Origin of the sequence: Aurantiacibacter rhizosphaerae, assembly GCF_009807005.1 — a bacterium.
Lineage (GTDB): Bacteria > Pseudomonadota > Alphaproteobacteria > Sphingomonadales > Sphingomonadaceae > Alteraurantiacibacter > Alteraurantiacibacter rhizosphaerae.
The window spans coordinates 1,114,431-1,140,224 of sequence record NZ_WUBR01000001.1; the positions used below are offsets into that span (position 1 = coordinate 1,114,431).

The 25,794-nt window shown below is 61.5% G+C and carries 23 protein-coding genes and 1 pseudogene; 17 read left to right on the forward strand and 7 right to left on the reverse strand.

The features are described 5' to 3' along the window. Positions 1 to 77 precede the first annotated feature (77 nt). From GRF63_RS05235 to GRF63_RS05250, 4 genes are read left to right on the forward strand one after another with little or no spacing between them, the layout of a single operon-like run. A complete protein-coding gene (locus GRF63_RS05235) occupies positions 78 to 1,187 on the forward strand; it encodes an MlaE family ABC transporter permease (protein ID WP_160484887.1) in 1,110 nt (369 codons plus the stop codon). Positions 1,188 to 1,237: 50 nt separating this feature from the next. Then, the gene (locus GRF63_RS05240; protein ID WP_160485399.1) at positions 1,238 to 2,107 is read left to right on the forward strand and encodes an ABC transporter ATP-binding protein; all 870 of its coding nucleotides are present in this window, start codon (positions 1,238 to 1,240) and stop codon (positions 2,105 to 2,107) included. A gap of 9 nt (positions 2,108 to 2,116) precedes the next feature. Further along, positions 2,117 to 3,064 (forward strand): MlaD family protein, encoded by a 948-nt coding sequence (locus GRF63_RS05245; RefSeq protein WP_160484888.1) that lies wholly within the window; start codon positions 2,117 to 2,119, stop codon positions 3,062 to 3,064. Positions 3,065 to 3,075: 11 nt separating this feature from the next. Next, positions 3,076 to 3,678 (forward strand): ABC-type transport auxiliary lipoprotein family protein, encoded by a 603-nt coding sequence (locus tag GRF63_RS05250; RefSeq protein ID WP_237392290.1) that lies wholly within the window; start codon positions 3,076 to 3,078, stop codon positions 3,676 to 3,678. Between the two features lies 1 nt (position 3,679). On the opposite strand, the gene GRF63_RS05255 is transcribed toward GRF63_RS05250, so the two are convergent. The 5 genes from GRF63_RS05255 to crcB are packed head-to-tail and all read right to left on the reverse strand — an operon-like array spanning position 3,680 to position 6,815. Then, the gene (locus tag GRF63_RS05255) at positions 3,680 to 4,375 is read right to left on the reverse strand and encodes an ATP12 family chaperone protein (protein ID WP_160484889.1); all 696 of its coding nucleotides are present in this window, start codon (positions 4,373 to 4,375) and stop codon (positions 3,680 to 3,682) included. Next, complete coding sequence (locus GRF63_RS05260; RefSeq protein WP_237392291.1) at positions 4,372 to 4,614, reverse strand: hypothetical protein; 243 nt, start codon at positions 4,612 to 4,614, stop codon at positions 4,372 to 4,374. The genes GRF63_RS05255 and GRF63_RS05260 overlap by 4 nt, the downstream gene beginning before the upstream one ends. After that, positions 4,607 to 5,263 carry an HAD-IA family hydrolase gene (locus GRF63_RS05265; protein WP_160484890.1) on the reverse strand — a complete coding sequence of 219 codons (657 nt, stop codon included), beginning with the start codon at positions 5,261 to 5,263 and terminating at the stop codon, positions 4,607 to 4,609. Before GRF63_RS05265 ends, GRF63_RS05260 begins: the two co-directional genes overlap by 8 nt. After that, positions 5,260 to 6,405: an RluA family pseudouridine synthase gene (locus GRF63_RS05270; RefSeq protein ID WP_160484891.1), complete on the reverse strand. Its 1,146-nt coding sequence runs from the start codon at positions 6,403 to 6,405 to the stop codon at positions 5,260 to 5,262. Before GRF63_RS05270 ends, GRF63_RS05265 begins: the two co-directional genes overlap by 4 nt. Next, positions 6,402 to 6,815 carry a fluoride efflux transporter CrcB gene (gene crcB, locus GRF63_RS05275; RefSeq protein ID WP_160484892.1) on the reverse strand — a complete coding sequence of 138 codons (414 nt, stop codon included), beginning with the start codon at positions 6,813 to 6,815 and terminating at the stop codon, positions 6,402 to 6,404. Before crcB ends, GRF63_RS05270 begins: the two co-directional genes overlap by 4 nt. A gap of 209 nt (positions 6,816 to 7,024) precedes the next feature. Between crcB and rpsU the strand changes: the two genes are divergently transcribed. The 11 genes and pseudogenes from rpsU to GRF63_RS05330 all read left to right on the forward strand — a co-directional run bounded on the left by rpsU (position 7,025) and on the right by GRF63_RS05330 (position 15,989). Further along, the gene (rpsU, locus tag GRF63_RS05280) at positions 7,025 to 7,231 is read left to right on the forward strand and encodes a 30S ribosomal protein S21 (protein ID WP_160484893.1); all 207 of its coding nucleotides are present in this window, start codon (positions 7,025 to 7,027) and stop codon (positions 7,229 to 7,231) included. Between the two features lie 126 nt (positions 7,232 to 7,357). Beyond that, a complete protein-coding gene (locus tag GRF63_RS05285) occupies positions 7,358 to 7,936 on the forward strand; it encodes an FKBP-type peptidyl-prolyl cis-trans isomerase (RefSeq protein ID WP_160484894.1) in 579 nt (192 codons plus the stop codon). Between the two features lie 4 nt (positions 7,937 to 7,940). After that, entirely contained in the window at positions 7,941 to 9,611 is a 1,671-nt protein-coding gene (locus GRF63_RS05290; protein WP_160484895.1) for a DUF4153 domain-containing protein, read from the forward strand. 50 nt (positions 9,612 to 9,661) lie between these two features. After that, a complete protein-coding gene (gatC, locus tag GRF63_RS05295; protein WP_160484896.1) occupies positions 9,662 to 9,964 on the forward strand; it encodes an Asp-tRNA(Asn)/Glu-tRNA(Gln) amidotransferase subunit GatC in 303 nt (100 codons plus the stop codon). Next, positions 9,964 to 11,445 carry an Asp-tRNA(Asn)/Glu-tRNA(Gln) amidotransferase subunit GatA gene (gene gatA / locus GRF63_RS05300; RefSeq protein ID WP_160484897.1) on the forward strand — a complete coding sequence of 494 codons (1,482 nt, stop codon included), beginning with the start codon at positions 9,964 to 9,966 and terminating at the stop codon, positions 11,443 to 11,445. Before gatC ends, gatA begins: the two co-directional genes overlap by 1 nt. Beyond that, positions 11,442 to 11,804, forward strand: coding sequence for a hypothetical protein (locus GRF63_RS05305; protein WP_160484898.1), 363 nt, complete (start codon positions 11,442 to 11,444; stop codon positions 11,802 to 11,804). Before gatA ends, GRF63_RS05305 begins: the two co-directional genes overlap by 4 nt. Before the next feature lie 238 nt (positions 11,805 to 12,042). After that, positions 12,043 to 12,414, forward strand: a pseudogene (locus tag GRF63_RS16815) (acyltransferase family protein); the annotation flags it as partial. Positions 12,415 to 12,535: 121 nt separating this feature from the next. Further along, positions 12,536 to 13,108, forward strand: coding sequence for an acyltransferase family protein (locus tag GRF63_RS16525; protein WP_237392293.1), 573 nt, complete (start codon positions 12,536 to 12,538; stop codon positions 13,106 to 13,108). 84 nt (positions 13,109 to 13,192) lie between these two features. Beyond that, positions 13,193 to 14,692, forward strand: a complete 1,500-nt coding sequence (gene gatB / locus GRF63_RS05320) for an Asp-tRNA(Asn)/Glu-tRNA(Gln) amidotransferase subunit GatB (RefSeq protein ID WP_160484901.1) — start codon at positions 13,193 to 13,195, stop codon at positions 14,690 to 14,692. A gap of 44 nt (positions 14,693 to 14,736) precedes the next feature. After that, a complete protein-coding gene (locus GRF63_RS05325) occupies positions 14,737 to 15,522 on the forward strand; it encodes a hypothetical protein (protein ID WP_160484902.1) in 786 nt (261 codons plus the stop codon). Between the two features lie 5 nt (positions 15,523 to 15,527). Continuing rightward, positions 15,528 to 15,989, forward strand: a complete 462-nt coding sequence (locus GRF63_RS05330; RefSeq protein WP_160484903.1) for a tRNA (cytidine(34)-2'-O)-methyltransferase — start codon at positions 15,528 to 15,530, stop codon at positions 15,987 to 15,989. Here the strand turns inward: GRF63_RS05330 and GRF63_RS05335 are convergent. Next, positions 15,986 to 16,294, reverse strand: coding sequence for a hypothetical protein (locus tag GRF63_RS05335; RefSeq protein ID WP_160484904.1), 309 nt, complete (start codon positions 16,292 to 16,294; stop codon positions 15,986 to 15,988). The two genes, GRF63_RS05330 and GRF63_RS05335, sit on opposite strands and share 4 nt — an antisense overlap. 26 nt (positions 16,295 to 16,320) lie before the next feature. Next, on the reverse strand, positions 16,321 to 19,212 hold the full coding sequence (locus GRF63_RS05340; RefSeq protein WP_160484905.1) for a M16 family metallopeptidase: 2,892 nt from the start codon (positions 19,210 to 19,212) through the stop codon (positions 16,321 to 16,323). A 208-nt stretch (positions 19,213 to 19,420) separates the two neighbouring features. Between GRF63_RS05340 and clpB the strand changes: the two genes are divergently transcribed. Further along, the gene (gene clpB, locus GRF63_RS05345; protein ID WP_160484906.1) at positions 19,421 to 22,000 is read left to right on the forward strand and encodes an ATP-dependent chaperone ClpB; all 2,580 of its coding nucleotides are present in this window, start codon (positions 19,421 to 19,423) and stop codon (positions 21,998 to 22,000) included. 248 nt (positions 22,001 to 22,248) lie between these two features. After that, complete coding sequence (locus GRF63_RS05350) at positions 22,249 to 25,725, forward strand: TonB-dependent receptor domain-containing protein (protein ID WP_160484907.1); 3,477 nt, start codon at positions 22,249 to 22,251, stop codon at positions 25,723 to 25,725. Positions 25,726 to 25,794 lie beyond the last annotated feature (69 nt).

A 25,794-nucleotide genomic window follows, 5' to 3' on the forward strand; every position in this document is an offset into this window, starting at 1 on the left:
CACTGCCACCGCTTTACCCCAAGGGCAACACGCGAAGACCTTGCTGCGCAGCGGATTTGTGCGCATAGCGTGCCGCAATGCGCGAATGGGCTCAATATAGCGTCGAAGAGGCAGGCGGTCGGGCGACGGTGATCGTTACCGGGCCTTTGCTGGTGTCCAGCATAGGAAAGCTGGACCCGGAATTGCGCGATTACAGCGAATCGGTGCAAACCATCGATATCTCCGGCGCGCACCCGATCGACACGGTTGGCGCGTGGATCATCCATCGCTTTGCCGAACGCACCGGCGCCGATATCGTGGGCGCCAGCGAACAGGCAGAGGTGTTGATCGAAGCGGTGGAGGAAGCATCCAGCGATGCCGAGATCGCCCCGCCGCGCCCCCATTCACTGGGCGACATTTCGGAAAATGTCGGCATCAAGGTTGTGGAGTTCTTCAGCGGCGTGAAATCCTCCATCGGATTTCTTGGCGCCGTGCTGATGAGTGCGCTGGGCCTGGTGCTGCATCCCCGCCGCTTCCGCATGAAGGCGCTGGTGCGGCAGATGGAGCAGGTGGGCGTTTCTTCCCTGCCGATCATAGGCCTGATGAGCTTCCTTATCGGCATCGTTATCGCGCAACAGGGCGCGGTGCAGTTGCAGCAGTTTGGCGCCGAAACGCTAACGGTGAACCTGGTGGGCCGCATTACCTTACGCGAACTGGGCGTGCTGATGACGGCGATCATGGTGGCAGGCCGCAGCGGCTCTGCCTTTGCCGCGCAATTGGGCACGATGAAGCTGACCGAAGAGATTGACGCGATGCGCACCATCGGCGTCTCTCCCATGGAGGCGCTGATCATCCCGCGCATCCTTGCTTCTGTGCTGATGATGCCGCTCTTGGGCTTCTATGCCTCCATCGTCGCCATCGTGGGCGGTGCGGTGATCGGTGAACTGATGCTGGGCATCCCGTTCTGGACCTTCCTTGCCCGCGTGCAGGAAGTGGTGCCGATCTATGATTTCTGGGTCGGCATGGTGAAGGCGCCGATGTTCGGCCTGATCATCGCCATGGCCGGTTGCTACCAAGGCATGCAGGTGAAGGGTAACGCGGAAGAAGTGGGCCTGCGCACCACCGCCGCCGTGGTGCAGGCCATTTTCATGGTGATCGTGCTGGATGCATTCTTCGCAGTGTTCTTTACAGAGATCGGCTGGGCATGAGCATTTCCGACGATAATCCCTATGGCGACGAGCCCCGCGGCGACCAATCCATGCGCGACAGCCACAGCGATGTGGAAGACGCCGCCTATGGCGATGCGCCGGAACAGTTCGAGGGCGAGTTTCCCATTCGCATCAAGGGGCTGACCAATTCCTTTGGCGATTTCAACGTGCACGAGGATCTGGATCTGGACGTGAAGCGCGGGGAAATCCTCGGCGTCGTCGGCGGGTCCGGCACGGGCAAGAGCGTGCTGATGCGATCCATCATCGGCCTGCAGATACCGCAGGACGGCATGATCGAGGTGTTCGGCCGCAACATTACCGAGGCGGAGCCGGACGAGGTTATCGGCGTGCGCAATCGCTGGGGCGTGTTGTTCCAGGGTGGCGCGCTGTTCTCCACCCTCTCCGTGGGTGAGAACGTGCAGGTGCCGCTCAAGCAGTTCTATCCGGAACTGTCGCAGGAATTGCTGGACGAGATCGCCCGTTACAAGGTGGTGCTGACCGGTCTGCCGGAAGAGGCGGCGAGCAAGTTTCCGTCAGAGCTTTCGGGCGGCATGAAGAAGCGTGCTGGCCTCGCCCGCGCACTGGCGCTGGATCCGGAATTGCTGTTTCTGGACGAACCGACCGCCGGGCTGGACCCCATTGGCGGCGCGAAATTTGATGAGCTGACGCGCGAATTGACCGATACGCTGGGGCTGACGGTGTTCCTGATCACGCACGATCTGGATACGCTGTACGCCATTTGCGACCGGGTGGCCGTGCTGGCAGACAAGAAGGTGATTGCCGTGGGCACGATCCCGGAATTGCTTGAAAACGATCATCCATGGATTCAGGAATATTTCAACGGACCGCGCGCCAGGGCGGCGACGGCAACGCATGAACGCGGGAAAGCGTTGGACAAGCTGGGCAGCGAGAAGGCATAGGCGAAGCAGATGGAAACACGGGCAAACCACATCTGGGTAGGCGCGATCACCCTGCTGCTGCTGGCAGCGGCGGCGATGTTCTTCGTCTGGCTCGCGCGGCTGGGCGATCGCGACAACAAGGAATATGATATTTTCTACGAGCAATCCGTGGGCGGCGTCGCCACCGGATCCGTGGTTACCTATTCCGGCGTTCCCGTGGGGCAGGTGTCGGCAATCTCGATCTGGGAGCGTGATCCCGAATTCGTGAAAGTTCGCATCAGGGTGAATGACGACACGCCGATCCTGATTGGCACGACGGCCAGCATTTCCGCCAGCTTCACCGGCGTTTCCAACATCAGTCTTTCGGGCGGACGATCCAACCAGCCGCCCATCACCTGCGATACCACGGGCTGCCCTGAAGGCGTGCCGGTGATCCCGCCCGCACAGGGCGCCGTGGGTGAAATTCTTGCCAGTGCGCCATTGCTGCTGGAACGCCTCGCCACGCTGACGGACAGGCTGACGCGTGTGCTGGATGACGAGAACCAGGATTCCATCGCCGGTATCCTGCGCAACACCGATTCCATCAGCCAGGAACTGGCCGCCAGCTCTCCGCAGGTGCAGGCCACCTTGCGTGAATTGCAGACCACGCTGGCCCAGTCGACCGAAACGCTGGCCGCATTCGAAGGCACGCTGGAGACGACCGACGGCCTGCTGGAGGCAGAAGGCCCGGCGCTGGCGAACGACCTGCGCCAGACGCTGGCAAGCGCACGGCAGGCTGCTCAATCGCTGCAGGGCTCTTTGGAGAATGTCGAGCCGCTGACACGGCAATTGAACGAAGACACGCTGCCGGCTGCCACTGCCACGCTGCGCGATCTGCGGCAGACCAGCCAGAACCTGCGCATGGTGACCGAACGCCTCGAGACAGAGGGCGCGGGCGCCTTGCTGGGCGGGCAGGACCTGCCGGATTACGAGCCTTGAGGCTGAGGACCATGAGCACGAATATGACCATGCACAAGAACACATTCCTCGCCGCCATTGCTTCGCTTGGCCTGCTGTCAGGCTGCATCAGCCTCGGCTCCGAGCCGCCCGAACAACTGCTGACGCTGACCCCATCGGCCACGATTCCGGCGGGTGCCGCGGCTGAAGGTGAAGTGTCCGCCGCGCTGGCGATACAGGTGCCCAACGTTACGCAGCGGCTGAATGTTACCCGCGTACCGGTGACCACCAGCGACAGTTCGCTTGCCTATCTGGAAGGCGCCTTCTGGGTGGAAAAGCCTGCGCAACTGTTCCGCAACGTGCTGGCCGAAACCATCCGCGCCAAGGGCAATCGCCTTGTTGTGAGCGCAGGAGAGCTGGAATATGTCGCCCGCACGCAGTTGACGGGGCAGTTGGTGGACATGGGCTATGATGCCACCACCGGCAGCGTGGTTGTGCGGTTCGATGCCGTGCTGCGCGCCGATGACGGCACGATCCGCACGCGCCGCTTTGAAGAAAGCATTCCTGGCGTTCTGCCGGAGGCTGTGGCCGTAGGTGCGGCGCTGAACGAGGCATCCAACACCGTGGCGGATGAAGTTGCGGAGTGGGTGGGCTGATCTAGCCCCGCACGGCCTTTGCAAAACGGGCCGCCTGGCTGAACGCTTCAAGCTTCGTCTTGCGGGCCTCTTCAGCTTCGAAATCCCAGCCCCATAGTTCGGCCTGCCAGTCCTCCTCCAGATTGGAGGCGGCGAACAGCGCTTCGACATCGGCGCCATCCTCCAGCGCGGCCAGCGCCACCACCAGCGATGTGCCCAGCGATGCCAGCATGATCAGCGCGGCAAGCGTGAAATCGTCTTCGCTCTCCAGCCGTTTGCGAAACGCGTCTGTCGTCGCATCGCTTTGAGCGCGGTGCACAATGCCGCTGGCGCGTTCCAGCGTCAGGCCATGCGCGGCCTCACACGCGGTGACCAGCGGTTCCCACACCTCCTGCTGGCGCTGGAACAGGGCATCGCCGGGATCGGCGCGGTAGCAAAGCGTGTCGGTTTCCGAATACGCCAGCAGCTTGTCGATATGCGCGGCGCGATCGCTGCGCAACATGTCGATCGCGAAATCGGCCATATCGCGGTAAACGAAGCTGCGCGGATTGATTTCCTCGCCCTGCATCGCAAACTCACCCGCCACCAGGTCGGCGCTGGCCTGCGTGGGCAGCACCTGCTGGGAACCGGTTTGCGTCTTGATCGCCCGGCCATCCAGCAACACCTGCCAGCCGCCATCGTGCTGGCGGACCGATACCTCTTTCCAGAATCGCTTCATCGTCTCGCGTTCGTGCTCCACTTTCGGGACAGCATTACAGGCGCCACGAAGGTGGCGAACATGCCTGCCACCATCGCCACATAGCCCACCCAGTGCGGCAGGGGCAGGGCATCGTTGAACACTGCAATCGCCAACAGAACCATTACAACGCCAGAAATACGCGCCGCATTGATCGCCATGAAATGCCTTTTCGCGCGCGACTCGGCTTCGGCATTGGGCCTGCTGTCGGGCTTATCCAAGGATCAGCCTTTCCAGTTCGGCGATATCATCCGCCACGGCGACTGCACCTGCCTCCAGCAATTCGGCAGGTTCGTGATAGCCCCAGGATACGCCGATTGCGCGCACACCTGCATTGGCTGCCATCTGGATGTCGAACACCGTATCGCCAATCATGCAGCTTTCATCCGGGGTAGCGGCTGTATCCTCCATCGCTGCTTCCAGCATGGAGGGGTGCGGTTTTGACGGGTGGCGATCGGCGGTGTGCAGCGTGGCGAACAGATCGGTAAGGCCATGCGTTGCCAACGTGGACACCAGCCCGCGGTCAGACTTGCCCGTGGCCACGCCCAGCGTCCAGCCCCCATCATGCAGACGGTGCAGCAGATCGGCCATGCCATCATACAGCGGTTCACGCAGGCTGCCGTTTTCGCGCGAGAGGCGGAACGCATTCTTATAGGCCTGCACCACGGCCATCTGCTGGCTGTCGGCAAGATCCGGCGCAAGCTGGCGGATCGCCTGCGGCAGGCTGAGGCCGACGATGCGGCGCACTTGCGTGTGGGGCGGGGCGGGCACGCCGATCTCCGCAAAGGCGGCGTCCATGGCATTCACCACGCCGGCCTGCCCATCAATCAGCGTGCCGTCGCAATCGAACACGGCGAGGCGGACTGTCATGGTTTGCGGGGCGGTTTCTTGCCGCGCTTCTTGCCGCCCACTTCGCCGCGACCCTTGCGTTCCCCGCGGCGTGCCTTGCGATACTGCTTGGCATGCGCTTTCGCGGCCTGCTTCTTCTCTGCCTTGGTGCGCTCTGCCGGGGGCGCTGCAACGGGCTCCGCCTCGCTCAGATTAAGGTCGAAGCCGAGATGCTCCATGCTCTGCGCGAAATGTTCTGGCAGGTCGGCGGTAACATCCAGCTTTCCATCGCCCGGTGCGTCGATGATCAGGCGGCGGGCGTGCAGGTGCATCTTGCGGCTGACACTGCCTGTAAGGAAGGCATCCTGCCCGCCATATTTGCCATCGCCCACGATGGGATGCCCCATCGCCGCCATGTGCACGCGCAGCTGGTGCGTGCGCCCCGTCATCGGCTGCAATTCCACCCATGCAGCGGCATTTCCGGCGCGCTCCACCACGCGGTATACCGTCTTTGCGGGCTGACCGTTTTCCGTATCGACGTGCATCTTCTCGCCGCCGGTGCCAGGCTGTTTGGCCAGCGGTGCCTCAATCTCGCCTTCGTAGATTTCCGGCACGCCCACCACCAGCGCCCAGTATATCTTCTTGGCGCTGCGGCCGGAGAACCGCTTTGAGAAAAATGCCGCGCTGCCGGCAGTTCGGGCAACCAGCAGGATGCCGCTGGTATCCTTGTCCAGCCGGTGGACCAGGCGCGGGCGCGGCTCGTCCTCATCGGCATAGGCATCCAGCAGGCCGTCCACGTGGCGCGTAGTCTTGGTGCCGCCCTGCGTGGCGAGGCCGGGCGGCTTGTTCAGTACCAGCGCCGCTTTCGTGCGGGTGATCAGCATGTCCTCTGCCAGCGCTTCGTCTTCCGCTGTCAGTGGCCTGCGCTCCCTCTTGGTGCGGGCGCCGTCTTCACCGCCGGGAGGAACGCGCAGCACCTGGCCCTGTGCAAGGCGATCATCCACCTTGGCGCGCTTGCCATCCACGCGCAGCTGCCCCGTGCGCGCCCAGCGGCTGACGGTGCCAAAGCCCACTTGCGGCAGGTGGCGCTTGAACCAGCGGTCCAGCCTGACGCCCTCGTCATCCTCCCCCACGGTGAACTGGCGCACTTCGTCCGATGGCTTTGGGGTAGGAGTGTTGGTCATGCAAACAGCCTTGTGATGGTGAGGCCGAAGAAAAAGCCCGTTACGCCAAGGCCGATGGACAGCATCATGTAGATCGCCGCCAGCCCAAGTTGACCGCGTTCCAGCAGCAGGGCCGTTTCCAGGCTGAAGGCGCTGAAGGTGGTGAAGCCGCCCAGCAGGCCCACGCCCAGCAGCAGGCGCAGCTGATCCGCATTCTCTGGCGCGCCGCGCATCAACCATCCGGCCAGCACGCCCATCAGCAGGCTGCCGATGGTGTTCACGGCCAGGGTAACGAAGGGAAAGGCGGAAATCGCGGGGATGCCCAGCCAGCCGGTTATCAACCGGCCGATCTGATAGCGGGCAAGCGCACCGATTCCCCCTCCCAGCGCCACGGAGAGCGAGGCATAAAGTTGCGGGGTAGCATTCGACATGCGCGCTCCCTTATACGTGTGCGGCGCTATGCGGAACCCAAAAGGCGCGGTCTGCCTTGCAATTCGCCCGCGATTCGCATATCTGCCGCTGTGTGAAGCCGACCCGAGAGGGATTCGGCGCAATTTTCGTTTTGGTTATTCGGTGCATCCCGCGCCTGATCGCAGCGGGCTCTGACTGTTTTTGAGAATAGAGAAGGTGGCTTAGATTTATGCAGATCATCGTTCGCGATAACAATGTCGAGCAGGCCCTGCGCGCGCTCAAGAAGAAGCTGCAGCGTGAGGGGGTGTATCGCGAGATGAAGCTGCGCCGCCACTATGAAAAGCCGTCGGAAAAGCGTGCCCGTGAAAAGGCTGCTGCCGTACGCCGCGCCCGCAAGCTGGAGCGCAAGCGTGTAGAGCGTGACGGCGGTCGGTAATTTCGACTACCGGCTTTCGGCTTCTGGAAGCTTGAAAGCAAATCGCAGCTAAGCCAAAGGGGCGTGGAAGTATTTTCCGCGCCCTTTACGTTTGGCGCGCCAAATTTTTGACGGGATCCGATTACGATGACCGAAGTCACTCGCGTACCTCTGCAGCCGATTGCCGAGGGATCGCTTACGAAATTATGGGTGGGCGTGGTGATCGCCGTTCTGGTTGCCGCAGGTATCGCCTGGGCGGCCATGCCGCAGGGCCTCAACGTCGATACGATCCGTGCTGGCGAAGGCCCCAATCCGACTGCGGAAGACGTTGTCTTCGTGAATTACACCGGCAAGCTGGCCGACGGCACCGTGTTCGATCAGTCGCAATCCATGCCGCTGCCCATCGAAGGCATCTTCCCTGACGGCACGCCGCTGCCGCTGGGTGACATGATCCCCGGCTTCCGCGAAGCGCTGCTGCAAACGCAGAAGGGCGGCCAGTATGAAATCTTCATCCCCGCCGATCAGGCCTATGGCGAAGATGTGCCCGAAGGCGGCCCGATCCCGCCGAACAGCGATCTGTATTTCGATATCCAGGTGATCGATTTCATGAGCCGCGAGGATTTCCAGCGGCGCGTGTCCACCTTCCAGCAGATGATGATGCAGCAGCAACAGCAACAAATGGAAGGCGCAGCGCCGGGCGCGGCCCCTGCAGTTCCTACCGAGTAAGAGGATGGCGACAGAGTCCAGCAGCGTAGATAACACTGCAACGCTGGACGACTGGCCGCTGCGGCCATGGCTGCTTGCCGGTATCGGTGGGCTGGCCGGGCTGGTTGTCCATCTGATCCTTGAAAGTAACGGGGAAAGCCCGTGGGGCGCGGCCCTGGCCGCTGCCATCTTCTTCGCCGCGGCTGCATCCGGCTTCGTACTGAACCCGCGTCGCTGGAAAGAGGCGGCGTTGTTCTGCCTCGGCCTTGGCGTGGTGATGGGCGGGATTGCCTGGCTGGCCGTCGATTCGGGAGACAGCGTGGCGGGCAAGGAATTTGCCTTTGCCGCCGGTGTGTTCTTCTCGCTCCTTGCCATTCCGCTGTTCCAGGCGGATTTCCACCGTAAGCGCTGGGCCACGCCTTATGCGGAGACGCATTTTCACGTGTGGAGCGATGCAGTCAGCGCGGGCGGGGCGCTGGCCTTCGTGCTGCTGTCATGGCTGCTGCTGTTCCTGCTCCAGGCGCTTTTCAGCCTCGTCGGTTTCGAATTTATCGAAACGCTGATCGATACAAACGGGTTTGGCGGCTTCTTCATCGGCGTGACATTCGGCGCGGCGATGGGCGTGCTGCGCAACCAGTTGGGCATCATCGGCACCTTGCAGCGCGTGGTGATGCTGGTGTTCTCGCTGCTAGCGGTGCCATTTGCATTGGCAATCCTCTTTTTCCTGTTCGTCCTGATTGCAACCGGTGGCAGCGCGCTGTGGGACGCGACTGACAGCGCCACGCCGGTGCTGCTGGCCTGCGCGCTAGGCTGCTTCGTGCTGGCAAACGCCGTGGTGCGCGATGATGACGAAGCGCGCAGCGACAATGTGGTGATGCGCTATGCCGCGCTTGCCCTGTCGGCCAGCATTCTCCCGCTGACGGTGTTCGCCGCCATCAGCATGGGCATCCGCATCGATCAGCACGGCCTCTCGCCAGAGCGGCTTTGGGCGCTGGTCGCCATCGCTCTCGCGACTGCCTACGGCCTTGCCTATTGGGTAGGGCTGGCGCGCGGTCGGCTGTCTAACTGGAGCCATTACCTGCGCCGGGCCAATCTCCACCTGGCCGTGGTCAGCTGCGTGATTGCCCTGCTGCTGGCATTGCCGATCCTCGATTTCGGCGGAATATCCGCGCGGCAACAGGTTGCGCGGCTGAATGCAGGCGAGGTGGCCGTGGACGAGTTCGACTTTGCTGCGCTGCGCTGGGACTTTGGCGATGCCGGGCGCGATGCGCTGGCCCGGCTGGCAGAGGGTGATGGCCGCGTGGCAGAGCTTGCCGCAAAAGCTGCGGAGATGGAGCAGCGCTATCCCATGGAGATGCGCGATACTAGTTTTGGCGAAGTCGCCATCGAGTTCGACGATCCGCAACTGGAACAATGGGTGCGTGATTACGTGGAGGAATATCCCTGGGCATGCCGCACGAAATGCGTGGTGATGGACCTTGGAACCAAGGGGAACCGCCGCCACGTCGCCTTCCTCAGCGAGCGCAATGTTCAGCACGTCACCTTTCGTGATGACGGCGTTCCCGACCCGCCCGCAGCACCGATTGATCCCATTCCCGATGATGTGGACGTTGCACCGGGCAACGTTGAGATCCGCGAATGGACCGGGCGGCGCTTCTATGTGGATGGGCAGCCTTTCGGCGAACCGTTCGAGTAACAGCGAATGTCCGCTTGAAGCGCGGCGCACGCGCGGCTAACGCGAATGGCATGTCAGTAACCCGAGAAGAAGTCGCCAAGATCGCCAGTCTGGCGCGCATCAGCATGGACGACGATGCCGTCGACCGCATGGTGCCCGAACTCAACAATATCCTCGCCTGGGTAGAACAGCTGGGTGAAGTGGACACGGTCAATGTAGAGCCGATGTCTGCCGTTATCCCGCTGGAACAACGCCTGCGGGATGACGTGGTGGATGCCGATCCCAAGACAGGCGGTGGCCGCCGTGACGATATCCTCGCCAATGCGCCCGTGGCGGAACACGGGTTTTTCGGCGTACCCAAGGTGATCGAATAGTGACCGATTTTACGCAACTGGGCCTGAAGGCCATCCGCGACGGCGTGGCCGCTGGCGATTTCACCGCGCGCGAAGTGGCAGAGGCGCATAATGATGCCGTGGCCGCCGCAACCGACTTGAACGCTTTCATCGTCGCCACACCCGATCACGCGCTGGCCGCGGCTGACAAGGTGGATGCAGACCGTGCTGCTGGCAAGGATCTTGGCGCGATGGCCGGCGTGCCCATCGGCATGAAGGACCTGTTCGCCACCAAGGGCGTGCAGTCAACCGCCGCCAGCCACATCCTGGAAGGCTTCGTGCCGCCGTATGAAAGCACGGTGTCGCAGAATTTGTGGGATGCTGGCGCTGGCATGCTGGGCAAGCTCAACATGGACCAGTTCGCCATGGGCTCCTCCAACGAGACGAGCTATTTCGGCAATGTGAAAAGCCCGTGGCGCAAGAACGGCAGCAATGCCGCAATGACGCCGGGCGGGTCTTCGGGCGGTTCGTCCGCAGCCGTTGCCGCGCGCCTGTGCCCGGCGGCAACCGGCACCGATACGGGCGGCTCTATCCGCCAGCCCGCCGCCGTCACCGGCATTACCGGCATCAAGCCGACCTATGGCCGGTGCAGCCGCTGGGGCGTGGTCGCCTTTGCCAGCAGCCTTGACCAGGCAGGCCCGATGGCTCGCAGCGTGGAAGATTGCGCCATCATGCTGGGCGCGATGGCGGGCTTTGACCCCAAGGATTCCACCAGCATCGACGCGCCCGTGCCCGATTGGGCGGCTGCGCTGGATGCAGACCTTTCCGGCAAGACCATCGGCATCCCTCGCGAATACCGGATGGATGGCATCGCCAAGGAAATCGACGATAGCTGGGAGCAGGGCAAGGCATGGCTGCGCGATGCAGGCGCCAAGGTGGTGGACATATCGCTGCCGCACACGAAATACGCGCTGCCCGCCTATTACATCATCGCTCCGGCAGAGGCGTCCTCCAATCTCGCCCGCTATGACGGCGTGCGATACGGACTGCGCGACCTGCCCGAGGGCAGCGGCCTGCAAGACATGTATGCCGCCACCCGCGCCGAAGGTTTCGGGGACGAGGTGAAGCGCCGCATCCTGATCGGCACCTATGTGCTGAGTGCCGGCTTCTACGACGCCTATTACACGCAGGCGCAAAAGGTGCGCACGCTGGTGCAGCGCGACTTTACGGAGGCTTTTGCCCAGGTCGACGCGATCCTCGCGCCCACCACGCCGACCCCGGCCTTTGCGCTGGGAGAGATGCAGGACGATCCGCTGGCGATGTATCTGAATGATGTGTTCGCCGTGCCCGCTTCGCTGGCTGGCCTGCCCGCCATGAGCGTGCCCGCCACGCTGACGGAGGACGGCCTACCGCTGGGCCTGCAGATCGTGGGCAAGCCGATGGACGAGCAGGGCGTGCTGAACACCGGCCTCGCCATCGAACAGCGCGCTGGATTTACGGCAGCCCCGGGGAAGTGGTGGTGAGCGGTTTCGAGATTCTCGTCATCGTCCTGCTGATCGGTGGGCTGATCGTGCCGATCTGGGCGCTGGTGGCCACCGTCCACTTTGCCAATCGCAAGCAGCGCGGCCAGCTGCAATCGGCGCAGCGGTGCCTGGCCTTCACCACGCTGATGGACCGGCTGACGAACGAACTTCGCGGTGACAAGAAGCGCGCACCCATCGTGCTCGCCTGCATCCGTGAATTGCAGGCATTCCCGGAATATCGCGATATCTCGGTAACGATGATCAACGATATCAACGTGACGGGCAGTACGCCTTACGATCAGATGCTGCGCAACGAACTGCAGAAGACAGAGGCCTTCCTTCTGGAGGCGAACACATGAACAGCTGTTGTATTTGCCCTCGAGGGCAATGACGAATCCATAGCTCCAGCTGGGTTTGGTGCGCAGCCGTAATAATGGTGACTTGGACATCAAGTTGCTAAACACCGAATTTCTAAAGCAATTTTGAAAAAGGGCCATGAAGCACCCGCTTCGTGGCCCTTTCCAGGTCACGACGATTGGCTTGCGGATCTCATTATTGCAGTGCACAAAAGGGCATTACGCGCAGTTTGGGGTGCGAATGCTCGGACGAAACGAACGATATCATACGCTGGACGCGATCCGCGGTGTTGCGGCTATCGTCGTCGCCTATTACCACTTCCTGGCTGGCGCAGGTTACCTGGGTTTTGGTCAGCCTTGGATACAGGGATATCTGGCGGTAGACCTGTTTTTCGCTCTCAGCGGTTTCGTGATTGCCCTCAGCTATGAGGATAAGCTGCGGGATGGAATGGGCGTCGGTACGTTCATGATGCGCCGGATTATTCGCCTCTACCCGCTCTTCTTCCTTGGGTTGATTCTTGGTGGCGGCTTCTTGGTGTTGCGCGCCATGCTTGGCGCGACACCCGATTACTCGGTTTCCGAAGTGGCGCTGGAATTCGGTGCCAATTTGTTCATGCTTCCAACGCTCCGGCAGGATTGGCTGTTTCCGCTGAATATTCCGGCTTGGTCGCTTTTTTTTCGAAGTGCTGGTGAACATCGTGTTCGCACTTATCCTTTGGCGAGCTTCGCGCGGGATGCTTGTCGCCCTTTGCCTGCTGTCTCTGATCGCCATCATTTTGACCGGAACTCCCGACACTCTCCTTGGCACAGGCGCGCGGACGGAGGATCTGCTTTCCGCCCTGTCTCGCACACTGTTGGGCTTTGCCATCGGGATGCTGCTTTTCCGGCTGACCAAGGCCATGTCGCGCAGGCCATCCCTGTTGGCGCTGGTGCCCCTGGTCGGCGTGCTGGTGATACTTCTCTTGCCCAAGCATATCCCATTTCTCGAGGTGGGCAGCGTGGTGATCGTTTTCCCGGCGCTGCTGCTGCTCGCCATCAGGTTGGAGCCCCCTGCAATATTGCAAAGCGCGTTCGTTGTACTGGGGGACATTTCATACCCCATGTACATGATCCATGTGCCGCTGATCGCGCCGCTGGTAATGGTTTTTGACAAGCTTGGCTTGCCCTTGATGCTTTATCCTTGGCTATTCCTGGCGCTGGTGGCCGTGGCCGCTTATATATTGGTCATATGGTATGACGAGCCGGTGCGCCGTTTCCTGCGTGCAAGAGACCCAAGCCGCAGGCAGGCCGCCCCCGTCGCCAGCTGACTCATTCGCGCTGTCGCAAGATTTTGTCGCACGTGGGGCGATGCGGGCTTTTTTTTGCTCTGCTAGCCCCTTAAAGCACCCTGCATGAGCAATTATACAGTCCACGGCGCAACCGGCGAATGGGAGGTCGTGATCGGCCTCGAGGTCCACGCGCAGGTCACCACCAACGCCAAGCTTTTCAGCGGCGCGTCCACCGCCTTCGGGGCGGAGCCGAATACGCAGGTCTCCCTTGTGGACGCGGCGATGCCGGGCATGCTGCCCGTGCCCAATCGCGAGTGCATCCGCCAGGCCGTGCGCACCGGCATGGCAATAGAGGCGCAGATCAACAAGTGGAGCCGGTTCGACCGCAAGAACTATTTCTACGCCGATCTTCCGCAGGGCTACCAGATCAGCCAGCTTTACCACCCCATCGTGGGTGAGGGGCAGCTGCTGATCGAGGCGGATGAGAAGGCCGGTATCCCCGAAGACAAGGTAATCGGGATCGAGCGTATCCACGTGGAGCAGGACGCGGGCAAGCTGATGCATGATCAGCATCCCACCATGTCCTACGTTGACCTCAACCGCACGGGCGTGGCGCTGATGGAAATTGTCAGCCGCCCGGACATGACCTCGCCTGCAGAAGCGGGCGCCTATATCCGCAAGCTGCGCGCCATCCTGCGCTATGTCGGCTCGTGCGACGGCAACATGGAAGAAGGCTCCATGCGCGCGGACGTGAACGTATCCGTGCGCAAGGTGGGCGATACCGAGCTTGGAACGCGGACGGAGACGAAGAACGTCAATTCCGTGCGCTTCGTGATGCAGGCTATCGAGCACGAGGTGCAGCGCCAGATCGACGTGATCGAGGATGGCGGCACGATCGTGCAGGAAACCCGCCTGTTCGATCCCGGCACCGGCGCCACGCGTTCGATGCGTTCGAAAGAGGACGCGCATGATTACCGCTACTTCCCCGATCCCGATCTGCTGCCGTTGATTCTTGACGAGGCGTTCCTGGACGAATGCCGTTCGTCCCTGCCGGAACTGCCCGATGCCAAGCGCCAGCGGTACGAGACCGAGCTTGGCCTCACGCCCTACAACGCCCGCGAGCTGACGGCAGAGGTGGAAACCTTTGGCCGCTTCGAAACGCTGCTGGGCGTGGCGGCGAATACAATCGGCAAGCCGGAAAAGGACGTAGCGACGCAGGTCGCCAACTGGTCCCTCTCCGTCGCGCCCGGCGTGGTGAAATCGCTGGGTGACGAAGCCAACATGGCCAACGCCACGGCAGAACGGCAGGCCGCCATCCTCGCCATGCAGGACAAGGGCGAGATTTCCGGCGGACAGGCCAAGGAAATCTACGAAATCGTGCTGAAGCAAGGCCGCGAGCCGGACGAGATCGCCGATACCGAAGGCCTGAAGCAGGTGAGCGACACCGGCGCCATCGAGGAAGCCATCGACGCCATCATCGCAGCCAACGGTGACAAGGTGGAACAGTACAAGGGCGGCAAGGACAAGCTGTTCGGCTTCTTCGTTGGCCAGACGATGAAGGCGATGCAGGGCAAGGCCAATCCGGCGGTGGTGAACCAGATTTTGAAGGACAAGCTGGGCTAAAGCCTTGACCGCACGCGCCGATCCGCCAAGATCGGGCGATGCTGGTGACGATTAAATCCGCATTTCGCCGCCTGTCGAAATCGCACACGGCGAAGTTGCTGGTGCTGGAATTCATTGTTGTGCTTTCGGGCGTTCTCGCCGCGCAATTGCTGCAGGGATGGTTTGCCGAGCGTGAAGAACGCGCACGGGCACAGAACCAGATTGAGGGTATTGCCACAGCGCTTCACAACAGCGCCGAGCTTGCCGTCATGCGCCAGCGCATGAACCTTTGCATGATCGACCGGATTGAGACCCTGCGCGACGCGCTAGCAGCGCCGCAGATTGATCAGGACAGCCTGACCTGGGTGCGCGTGCCGGAGCAGAACCTGCTCGACGATCCCGGTATCGAGGCGGCGCGCCCGCTCATCACCAAGGCCTTTGGCCCCGAAACGATGATACCGTTCAACCTCGTCGAATTCGTTTATGAGAACATGTATATCGCGCAGGATGCTGAACTTGCTGCATGGTCGAAACTGTCCTTGCTCAATCCCGAGAACGGACCCGTGGGCCCTGATCTGCGCGGAGAGATGCAATTGGCGCTCGCGGAAGCCAGAAAAAGCAACCGCCTTATGATCGAAGTGTCGGGCATGATGCGCAACTACAGCCGGCAACTGGGCACACCGGTGCACGAACACACGATCGAGGGGTTTGCAACTTCTCCGAAGCTGTGCGCCGCAATGGTTGCCTATTCGGACGATGAGCACGCAGCGGCGGCCGAGAGAGGGGAGCTGCCCGATGGCACGCAGGTCCACCCGCGCGCGCTGGAGCGCGTGGCTTCCGGCATACGCTAGGACTAATGGTGGGAATCACCATCGTCCTCATCCACCCGGAAATCCCGCATAACACCGGGGCCGTGGGGCGCACCTGCGTGGCGCTGGACATGGAACTGGTGCTGATCCGGCCCTATGGCTTCACGCTATCGGACAAGCATCTTAAACGTTCGGGTCTCGACTACTGGCAGCATGTGCGGCTGGCCGAATATTCTGACTGGGCAAGCTTCATCGCAGACCGCAGCCCGCGCGAGGGGCAGATGTTCCTGTTCGAGGACGACGCGCCGCGCAGTTTCTACGAACCGGATTACCCGGACGACGCTATTCTGGTGTTCGGCAGCGAGACGAAAGGCCTGCCTGCAGCAATCCGCGAGGAGCACCGGACAAGCGAGGTGAGCCTGCCGATGCGGTCCAACCACATCCGCTCTCTCAACCTCGCCAATACGGTGACGGCAGCGGCCTACCAGGCGCTGCGGGGGAAATTCTAGGCCTGGCGCTGCGCGGTGAAGGGCATCGTGCCCATCATGCCGGCCTTGATCGTGCCGCTCACGGCGTCGCCATCGACGGTGGCTTCGCAGTCCAGCGTCATTGGCATGGGCAGGCCCATCTTCATCTGCCAGGTCAACGTGTCACCTTCGATGCGGCCGTTCTTCACGTCCATATCGCCCATGCCGCCCGAAAGCTGTCCGGTGAAGGTTTCGCCATCATCGCCGGGAACGACGGTAAAGGTGCCAGTCTGCTCTCCCATCGGGGATTGCGCCACGAAATCGTAGGTTCCACCCACTTGCGTCATTGAAATTCTCCTGTTGTGAGCGGGCCTTAAAGGCTGTCCGCCTCTACATAATCGATGTCGATATCGAGTGCTTCCAGCTGCGGTTCAACCGTTTCCCAGTCACCCACCACAACGATGGTGATATTTTCCGGCTGCAGATATTCGCGGGCGGCGGCATTGATGTCGTCTGCATCGATTGCGGAATAGAGCTGCGGCAGCAAGGCCTGATAGCGATCATCGCGCCCGGCATTCTGGTTTGCCAGCAGGGCGCCCAGCACCTGGCCATTCGTTTCATAGCGGTTGGGCAAGTTGCGCACATTGCCGTCTGTCACGCGTTGCAATTCCACGTCATCCACCGGGCGGGTGCCGGGAAAGGCCTCCAGCTGATCCAGGATCACCTGGATCGAATCGGCCGTGCGATCCGCCTGCACCTGCGTTGCGATCCGGAAAATGCGCGGCCCCCGGGCGCTCGGCAGGCTTGATCCGATGCCGTAGGTCCACCCCTTCGTTTCGCGCAGATCATTGTTGAGGCGCGAGAGGAAGCCGCTGCCGATCACCTCATTGGCGAGATCGAGGGCTTCCATATCCGGCTGCCAGCCCGAAAGCGGGGTGGGGCGGCCCAGCACCAGATAGCTGGAGGGGGAATTGGGGCGGTTCACCACCACGATGCGCGGGCCATCGCTGGCGGCGGCGGGCAGGTTCACATTCTTGGCCGGAACGGGCGTGGCCGAGCGCTGCCAGTCACCCAGCGTGGCTTCCAGCGCGGCGACCAGTTCATCCATCGACACATCGCCAACGGCGGTGATGGTGGCTGTTTCCGGGCGGATCCACTCGGCATGTTCTGCCACCATGTCTTCCCGCGTCAGCCCCTCTATCACCTCTGCATCACCGGATGTGGAGGCGTAGGCATAGGGATGCTGATCCCCATAGACGAGCGGCATGAAGGCGCGGTTCGCCAGCCCTGCAGGAGAGGACAATTCCTGCGCCACGCCTGCCAATCGCTGGCTGCGCACGCGTTCCAGCGCGTCGGCGGCAAAGGCCGGGTTGCGCACCACGTCCGCCATCAGTTCCAGCGAAGGCACCAGGTTGGGGCTGAGCGCGGAAAGATAGGCAGCGGTGCTTTCCGCACCGGCATTCACGCTGAGCGAGGCGCCGAGCGTTTCTTCCTCGATGGCGATGTCCAGCGCGCTGCGGGTGGTGGTGCCTTCGGTCAGCAGGTCCGCCATCATGGCATGCGTGCCGCGTTGCCCGGCAGGATCGACAACCGAGCCTGCATCGAAAGTGAGCGCCAGCGATACCTTGGGCACCGATGTGCGGCGTGCCAGCACGACCTCGATACCATTGGAAAGCGTCGCACGCTCTACTTCGGGGAAGGTGAGTTCGCCCACCGGTTCCGGCGTGGGCAGGGCGATTTCCGGCCCCGTGCGGGTCACCTCGATCTCGCTGCCATCGTCGGGCGTGGGTGCGGGCGCTGATTGCTCGTCTCCCCAGCCGCCCATGTCGCCGCCGTCCAGCGTGCGTTCGCCCGGCACCACGGCAAGGTTATAGGCCGGACGCGTCAGCCAGCGTTCCATTGCCGCCTGCACATCAGCCGGGGTGAGGGCGGCCATCTGTTCCAGTTCCGTGCGGTAGTAATCGGCATCGCCTGTGTACAGCAGTCCCTCTGCCAGAATGGCCCCCTTGCCGCCGAAGCCGCCAATACGCTCCAGCGAACCGACAAGGCCTGATGCGATCTGCGTGGTGGCGCGATCCATCTCATCCTGTGTGGGACCATCGGCGATCAGGCGCGCAATTTCTGCTTCCAGCAGGGCCTGCGCCTCTTCCTGAGAACCATCGGGCCGCACCTGCACCATGGCCTGCGCCATGCCGATCTGTTCATACGGCTGGTAATAGGCAGAAACGCTGGTGGCGATTTCTTCCCCGCGCACCATCGCATTGTCTAGGCGCGAGGAGGCCAGCCCGCCAAGGACATACATGCCCACCTGCAGCGGCACGGCATCGGGATGCTGCATGTCCGGCCCCGTCCATGCGCGCAGGATCATCGTCTGCGGCACCTGGTCGGTCATCGTGTCATAAACGGGCTCGGCCAGTGTGACGGGGCCGCCATCGAACTGCGCAACCGCAGGTCCGCGTTCGATAGCGCCGAACCAGCGTTCCACCATCGGGCGGGCGGTTGCCGCGTCAATATCTCCGGTGAGGGCGAGCACCACGTTGTTCGGCCCGTAATTGTCGGTGAACCATTCACGCACATCCAACAGGCTGGCAGCGGACAGGTCCGCCATCGACCCGATCACGGAATGGCGATAGGGGTGGCCCACGGGAAGCAGACCTTCCGACATCTTGTAATCGACCAGGCCATATGGCTGGTTATCGCCCTGCCGCTTTTCATTCTGCACAACGCCGCGCTGGTTATCCAGCCGTTCCTGCGTCACCGCGCCCAGCAGATAACCCATGCGATCGGCTTCCATCATCAACGCAAGATCCAGCGCGCCGATGGGCACCGTTTCCACGTAATTGGTGCGGTCATAGCTGGTGGAGCCATTGGTGGCGGTGGAGCCTGCCGCTTCCAGCGGAACGTCGAAATTCTCCACGTTCTCGCTGCCTGTGAACATGATGTGTTCGAACAAATGGGCAAAGCCGGTGCGCCCGCGTGGTTCGGATTTGGAGCCGACGCGGTAATAGACCGTCACGCCAACCAGCGGCGCCTTGCGATCGGTGTGCACGATGGTGGTGAGGCCATTGTCCAGCGTGAATGTCTCGTAAGGAATGTCGACCGCGGCGATGATATCGTCCAGCGATGCGGTTCGCGCGGTGGCAGTGGATGCAGCGCCCGCCGCAGACGCTGTCTCGACTGGTGCAGTGGCGGTGGTGGAGCAGCCTGCCAGCAGAAGAGCGGCGGCAAAGGGGGCGAGCGTGCGACGCGCGAAGGACGTTTTCATGTGAAACTTGATAACACCTCTCTGCATGATGGGAACCCGATTTGTGACGGCGCTTATTTTCCATATGGGCGACGGTAAGATGCTGGATCATTAGTGGCGGCAATCCGGCACCTGCTAATCGACGATTGTATGAAAATTGCCGTTCAACGGGTCTTGTGTTGCGATAATGCAACACTATGTGATTTGGGAACAGATTAAGGGGCCAGATATGAACCTGGAAAAATTTACAGATCGCGCGCGTGGCTTCCTGCAAAGCGCGCAAACCGTCGCCATTCGCAACAGCCACCAGCGCATCAGCCCGGAGCATATCCTGAAGGCCTTGCTGGAGGATGAGGACGGCATGGCAGCAGGCCTGATCCAGCGCGCCGGAGGCAATCCCGGTCGTGCGGTGGAAGAGGTGGATGCATTGCTGGCCAAGGTGCCTGCAGTCAGCGGCAGCGGGGCACAGGCGACGCCCGGCCTCGACAATGATGCCGTGCGCATTCTCGACCAGGCCGAGCAGATTGCAGAGAAAGCTGGTGACAGCTTCGTAACCGTGGAGCGGCTGCTACTGGCCGTCGCGCTGGCAAAGCAAAGCAAGGCGGGCAAGGCGCTTGCCGATGCAGGCCTGACGCCGGAGGCGCTGAACACCGCCATCAACGAATTGCGCAAGGGCAAGACGGCCGACAGCGCCAATGCCGAAGCCGCCTACGATGCGATGAAGAAATACGCCCGTGACCTGACCGAGGCCGCGCGCGAGGGCAAGCTGGACCCGGTGATCGGGCGCGACGAGGAAATTCGCCGCGTGGTGCAGATCCTTGCCCGGCGCACCAAGAACAATCCCGTCGTGATCGGCGAGCCGGGCACCGGCAAGACCGCCATCGCGGAAGGGCTGGCCCTGCGCATCGCCAATGGCGACGTACCCGATTCCCTCAGGGATCGCACGCTGATGGCGCTCGACATGGGATCGCTGATCGCAGGCGCGAAATATCGCGGCGAGTTCGAGGAACGTCTGAAAACCGTGCTGGACGAGGTGAAGGACGCCGGCGGCCAGATCATCCTGTTCATTGACGAGATGCACACGCTGATCGGCGCGGGCGCATCGGAAGGCTCGATGGATGCATCCAACCTCTTGAAGCCTGCGCTGGCGCGCGGCGAATTGCATTGCATCGGTGCCACCACGCTGGATGAGTACCAGAAATACGTGGAGAAGGACGCCGCGCTGCAGCGCCGTTTCCAGCCGGTGTATGTGGACGAGCCTACTGTCGAGGATACGATTTCGATCCTGCGCGGCATCAAGGAAAAATACGAACTGCATCACGGCGTGCGCATTACCGACAACGCCATCGTTGCCGCCGCGCAGCTTTCCGAACGCTACATCGCGGACCGTTTCCTGCCGGACAAGGCCATCGACCTGATGGACGAGGCCGCCAGCCGCATCCGCATGGAAGTGGAAAGCAAGCCCGAGGAAATCGAAGGCCTGGACCGTCGCATCATCCAGCTCAAGATAGAGGAATCGGCGCTGGCCAAGGAAAGCGACAGCGCCTCGCAAGACAGGCTGGAAGCCTTGCGCAAGGAACTGGCCGACCTGGAACAGCAATCTACCGAGCTGACCACCCGCTGGCAGAACGAGCGCGACAAGATCCATGCCGAGGCCCAGATCAAGGAAGACCTGGACGCCGCGCGCATAGAGCTGGAACAGGCCCAGCGCGCAGGCGATCTCGCCAAGGCGGGCGAGCTTTCCTACGGCAAGATCCCGCAGCTTGAAAAGCGGCTGGCCGAGGCTGAAGGCACTACCGAAAACGCCCTTCTGCGCGAAGAGGTGACCGAAGATGACATCGCCAATGTCGTCAGCAAGTGGACCGGCGTGCCGATGGAAAAGATGCTGGAAGGCGAGCGCGAGAAGCTGCTGAAGATGGAAGACGTCCTCGGCAAGCGCGTGATCGGGCAGGAAAAGGCCGTGGTCGCCGTGTCTAAGGCCGTGCGCCGTGCGCGCGCCGGTTTGCAGGACCCGAACCGTCCGCTCGGCAGCTTCCTTTTCCTTGGCCCCACCGGCGTCGGCAAGACCGAACTGACCAAGGCGCTGGCCGCATTCCTGTTCGACGATGATCAGGCGATGGTGCGCATCGACATGAGCGAATTTATGGAGAAGCACGCTGTCGCCCGGCTGATCGGCGCGCCTCCGGGCTATGTCGGTTACGAGGAAGGCGGCGTGCTGACAGAGGCGGTACGGCGCAGGCCCTATCAGGTCGTATTGTTCGACGAGGTGGAGAAGGCGCACAACGATGTGTTCAATGTGCTGCTGCAGGTGCTTGATGATGGGCACCTGACAGACGGGCAGGGCCGCCGCGTCGATTTCTCAAACACGCTGATCATCCTCACCTCAAACCTAGGCAGCCAGTTCCTTTCCAATCTGGAAGACGGGCAGAAGGTAGAGGACGTGGAAGACCAGGTGATGGACGTGGTGCGCGGCCACTTCCGGCCCGAGTTCCTGAACCGGCTTGACGAGATCATCCTGTTCCACCGCCTGGCGATGGAGCACATGGCACCCATCGTCGATATCCAGGTGGGACGCGTTCAGAAGCTGCTGAAGGATCGCAAGATCACGCTGGACCTGACCGAGGCTGCGCGCCGCTGGCTGGGCCGGGTGGGCTATGATCCGGTGTATGGCGCAAGGCCGCTGAAGCGCGCTGTGCAGCGTCATCTGCAGGACCCGCTGGCTGAATTGCTGCTTCAGGGCAAGGTGCCCGACGGCAGCACGGTCCACATCGACGAGGGCGAGGGACAGCTGGAAATGAAGGTAGAGTGACGCCTCAATAAGTAGAACCCTTGCTTCCGAACAGTGTGTTAGGTGGTTGCAACGGTAACTGTGTCACTTTGGTTACAGATGGTATGAAATGCGAATCGGCGCTTTGACAACGCCGGTTCGCTATTGCAACTAAACAGACCTCATCACTGGGCTGGAACTTCACATCATTGTCATACGTAAGGCGTCGGAGAGCGCCGGTTTTGCAATGCGCCAAATGATTCCAGCCTGCACCTCGGGTTGGAGTCAAAATGAAGAAATTCTGTAAAACCAATATGACCGGTCTCGTCGCATCGGTTTCCGTTGTCGCATTGCTCGCTGGCGCGCCGGCATATGCGCAGGACAATCAGCAAGAAGATCGTCCCGATGGCGTTACCACCGATGTTCCCGGCGATGTCGACGTCGTTCTGAATGACGACACCGGCGCCCTGGGTGCCGATTCGTCCGGCGACACCATCGTTGTTACCGGTTCGCGCGTTCGCCGCGACACCTACAGCAGCACCTCGCCTCTCCAGATTCTCGACACCGAAGTCGCCCGCGATACGGGTAATTTCGATGCCGCGCAGATCCTGCAGCGTTCGGAAGCCGCTTCCGGTCAGCAGATCGACGCCACCTTCCAGGGCTTCGTGCTCGATAACGGCCCCGGTTCGCAGACGCTGAACCTGCGTGGCCTTGGTGCCGATCGCACGCTGTTGCTGATCAACGGTCGCCGCCTGGCGCCTGCTGGTGTTGAAGGCGCGCCTACCAGCCCTTCCATCAACCTTCTGCCCGCCTCGCTGATCGCTCGCTATGACCTGTTGCTTGACGGTGCATCCTCGATCTACGGTTCGGACGCTGTTGCCGGTGTGGGCAACATCATCCTGCGCAACGATATCGACGGTTTTGAAGCTTTTGCATCGGGTAGCTATAACCCCGATGGCGGCGGCGATGATTACACCATCAGCGGCGCATGGGGCTCCACCTTCGATCGCGGCTTCATCGGCATCGGTGCCGAATACTCGCTGCGTGACGAAGTCAAGCTGCGCGACCGTCCGTTTCTCGCCGGTTGCGACACCAATTACGAAGTCGATCAGGACGGCAACATCTACACCGTTGGCCTGCGTGACAACGCACTGGTGCAGCGCGATTCGGGCGGCACCATCTCGGTGTCGGAAAGCCCCTGTAAGGTTGACGGGATTTCGGGTCGTATCTTCAACCCGTACAACTTCGGCGGCTCGATCTACTTCCAGCCCGATGGCAACGGCAACTTCCCGGGCTTCCCGAATTTCCCCTATGCCGACTCGACCAACGCCTTCGGCGACCAGCTGGATCGTGATGGCGATGGCATCCGCGATGTGGATTTCCAGGATGTAAACACCAACGCCCAGAACCTCGACCAGACCTTCATCTCGCAGCAGAAGCTGTATAACGTGATGGCTTACGGCGAGTATTCCTTCGGCGGTGACCTGAACATCACGCCGTTTTTCGAGGCGCTTTACAGCCGTGCGGAAATCAGTGCGCCAAACACGGGCGTGGCACAGCTTTTCCCGTCCGTGCCTGACATCAACCCGTTCAACCCCTGTAACATTCAGACGAACCCGGACGGCGTTGACTGTCGCTTGATCGACAACGCCCAGGCTGATGGCTTCCCGGTCTATGCACCTCCGGGTGTTCCGTTCCCGCGTGGCAACTACGGCTTCAGCCTTCCTGTTGTGCCGATTGTGGCAATTCGCGGCGATCGCAACAACTCGGACGTGGTTCAGGAACAGTATCGCGGCGTGCTTGGCCTGCGTGGCGACCTGCCTTTCATCGGTGATACCTGGACCTTCGAACTCTCGGGCGTCTACTCGCGTTCGGAAGGCCGTTCGGTCATCCGTGGTATCCGTGAAGATCGCCTTGCTCTCTCGCTCGGCCTCGATCCCACGGCTGACTACAATGGTGATGGCGTTGTCGACAACAATGGAGACGGCATTGCTGACGATTACGACAGCAACATCGACTTCTTCCAGGGTGACCCGCAGCTGATCGGTGTTTGTAACACCAATGGCCTGGCCAACCCCAGCCTCGCCGCACCGGATCTCACCGCTGGTTGTACTCCTGTGAACCTGTTTGCACCCAGCGTGCTGTCAGGCGCAATCGGCGATTTCGCATCCCAGGCAGAGCGTGATTACCTGTTTGGTGAGCGCGTGGTTGACACGACTTACGAACAGACTGTCATCGGCGGTTTTGCTACCGGCGACCTCGTTCAGCTGCCTGCTGGGCCGCTCGCTCTCGTGGTCGGTGCCGAGTATCGCAAGGACAGCATCTCGACCACGCCTAACGATGCAGCCATCAATGGTCTGTTCTTCGGTTTCTATCGTGATCTTGGTACCAATGGTTCCAAGTATCTGATCGAAGGTTTTGCCGAGCTGGACGTCCCCGTGTTCGACAATGAGGATATCGGTCGTTTCGACCTGAACCTATCCGGTCGTGTCACCGACGAAGAGTTCTACGGTACTGCCGGAACATACTCGGCCAAGGCCAGCTGGAGCCCCGTGCCCCAGGTCCTGTTCAAGGCTACCTATGGTACGTCGTTCCGCGCGCCGAACCTGCGCGAGAACTTCCTCGGCGGTATTACCGGCTTCACCACCATCTCCGATCCCTGCGCCGTTCCTGATGAGGCGTTCGAACCCCTGGGTGGTGGCTATCAGGCCGCGGACGATACGCGTGACCCGGATGTTCTGGCGATCTGTCGTCGTGAAGGCCGCGATCCGACCGCTGTCGGCATCAACGCTGCTGGATCGAATACCTTCACCACCAACAGCATCGAAGTTGCCAACCAGGGTTCGCTTGACCTTGATCCGGAAACCTCGACTTCCTTCACCGCAGGTGTCGCGATCACGGAAAACTGGGGAGACTTCGATTTCTCGTTCAACTTCAACTACTACTCGATCATCGTTGAAGACTCGATTGCCGAACTCACCGCTCAGTTCGCCATCAACGAGTGCTACTTTGACACTGATGGTCAGCGTAGCGTGTTCTGTGACCAGCTGCGTTATTCGGCCGGTGACCGTGCTCTGATCAACCAGGCCTTCCCGACCTTCCTGAACCAGGACAAGGAAACGGTGAAGGGTATCGATCTGAACGCCAACTTCGGTTATGAAACGCCGTTTGCTGGCGACATTCTGGACCTGGGTCTGAACCTTCGGGCCAATCACCTGATCGAGCGTAGCACGCTGTTCATCAGCGACGATGAAGTGCAGGATTTCGACGATGATACTGGCGAATTCGGCTTCCCTCGTTGGACTGGCCGGGCAATCGCAACCGCCGGATGGTCTGACTTCCAGCTGACTTGGGAAACCCGCTACATCGGTCGTACCGAGCAGCAAGCCGACGGCATCGACGATTTCGCCGACGTGTTCGGTCGTGGACCTGACGGACTGCCCTCCGATTTCACTAGCGACACCTGCCTTGGCAACGGCTCCGGCTCGGTTGTGAATGGCCAGTTCGTTGCTGACGGGATCGTGCCGGGCGATGGCAAGTTCTGCCGCGATGTTGGTTTCGCAGATGAGTATTTCGTCCACACGATCTCGCTGCGTTACGACATCACCGAGAACATCCGTCTGCGTGCCGGTATCTCGAACCTGTTCGACGAAGCTCCGCCGCTTATCGACACCAACGAAGTGTTCGGTATCTCGAACACCCCGATCGGCAATGGCTACGATCTGGATGGTCGCGAGTTCTTCGGCTCGGTCCGCGTTCGCTTCTGATCCAGACTGACATTGACTAACAGGGCGGCCCCGCAACTTCGTGTTGCGGGGCCGCTTTGCTTTGAGGGG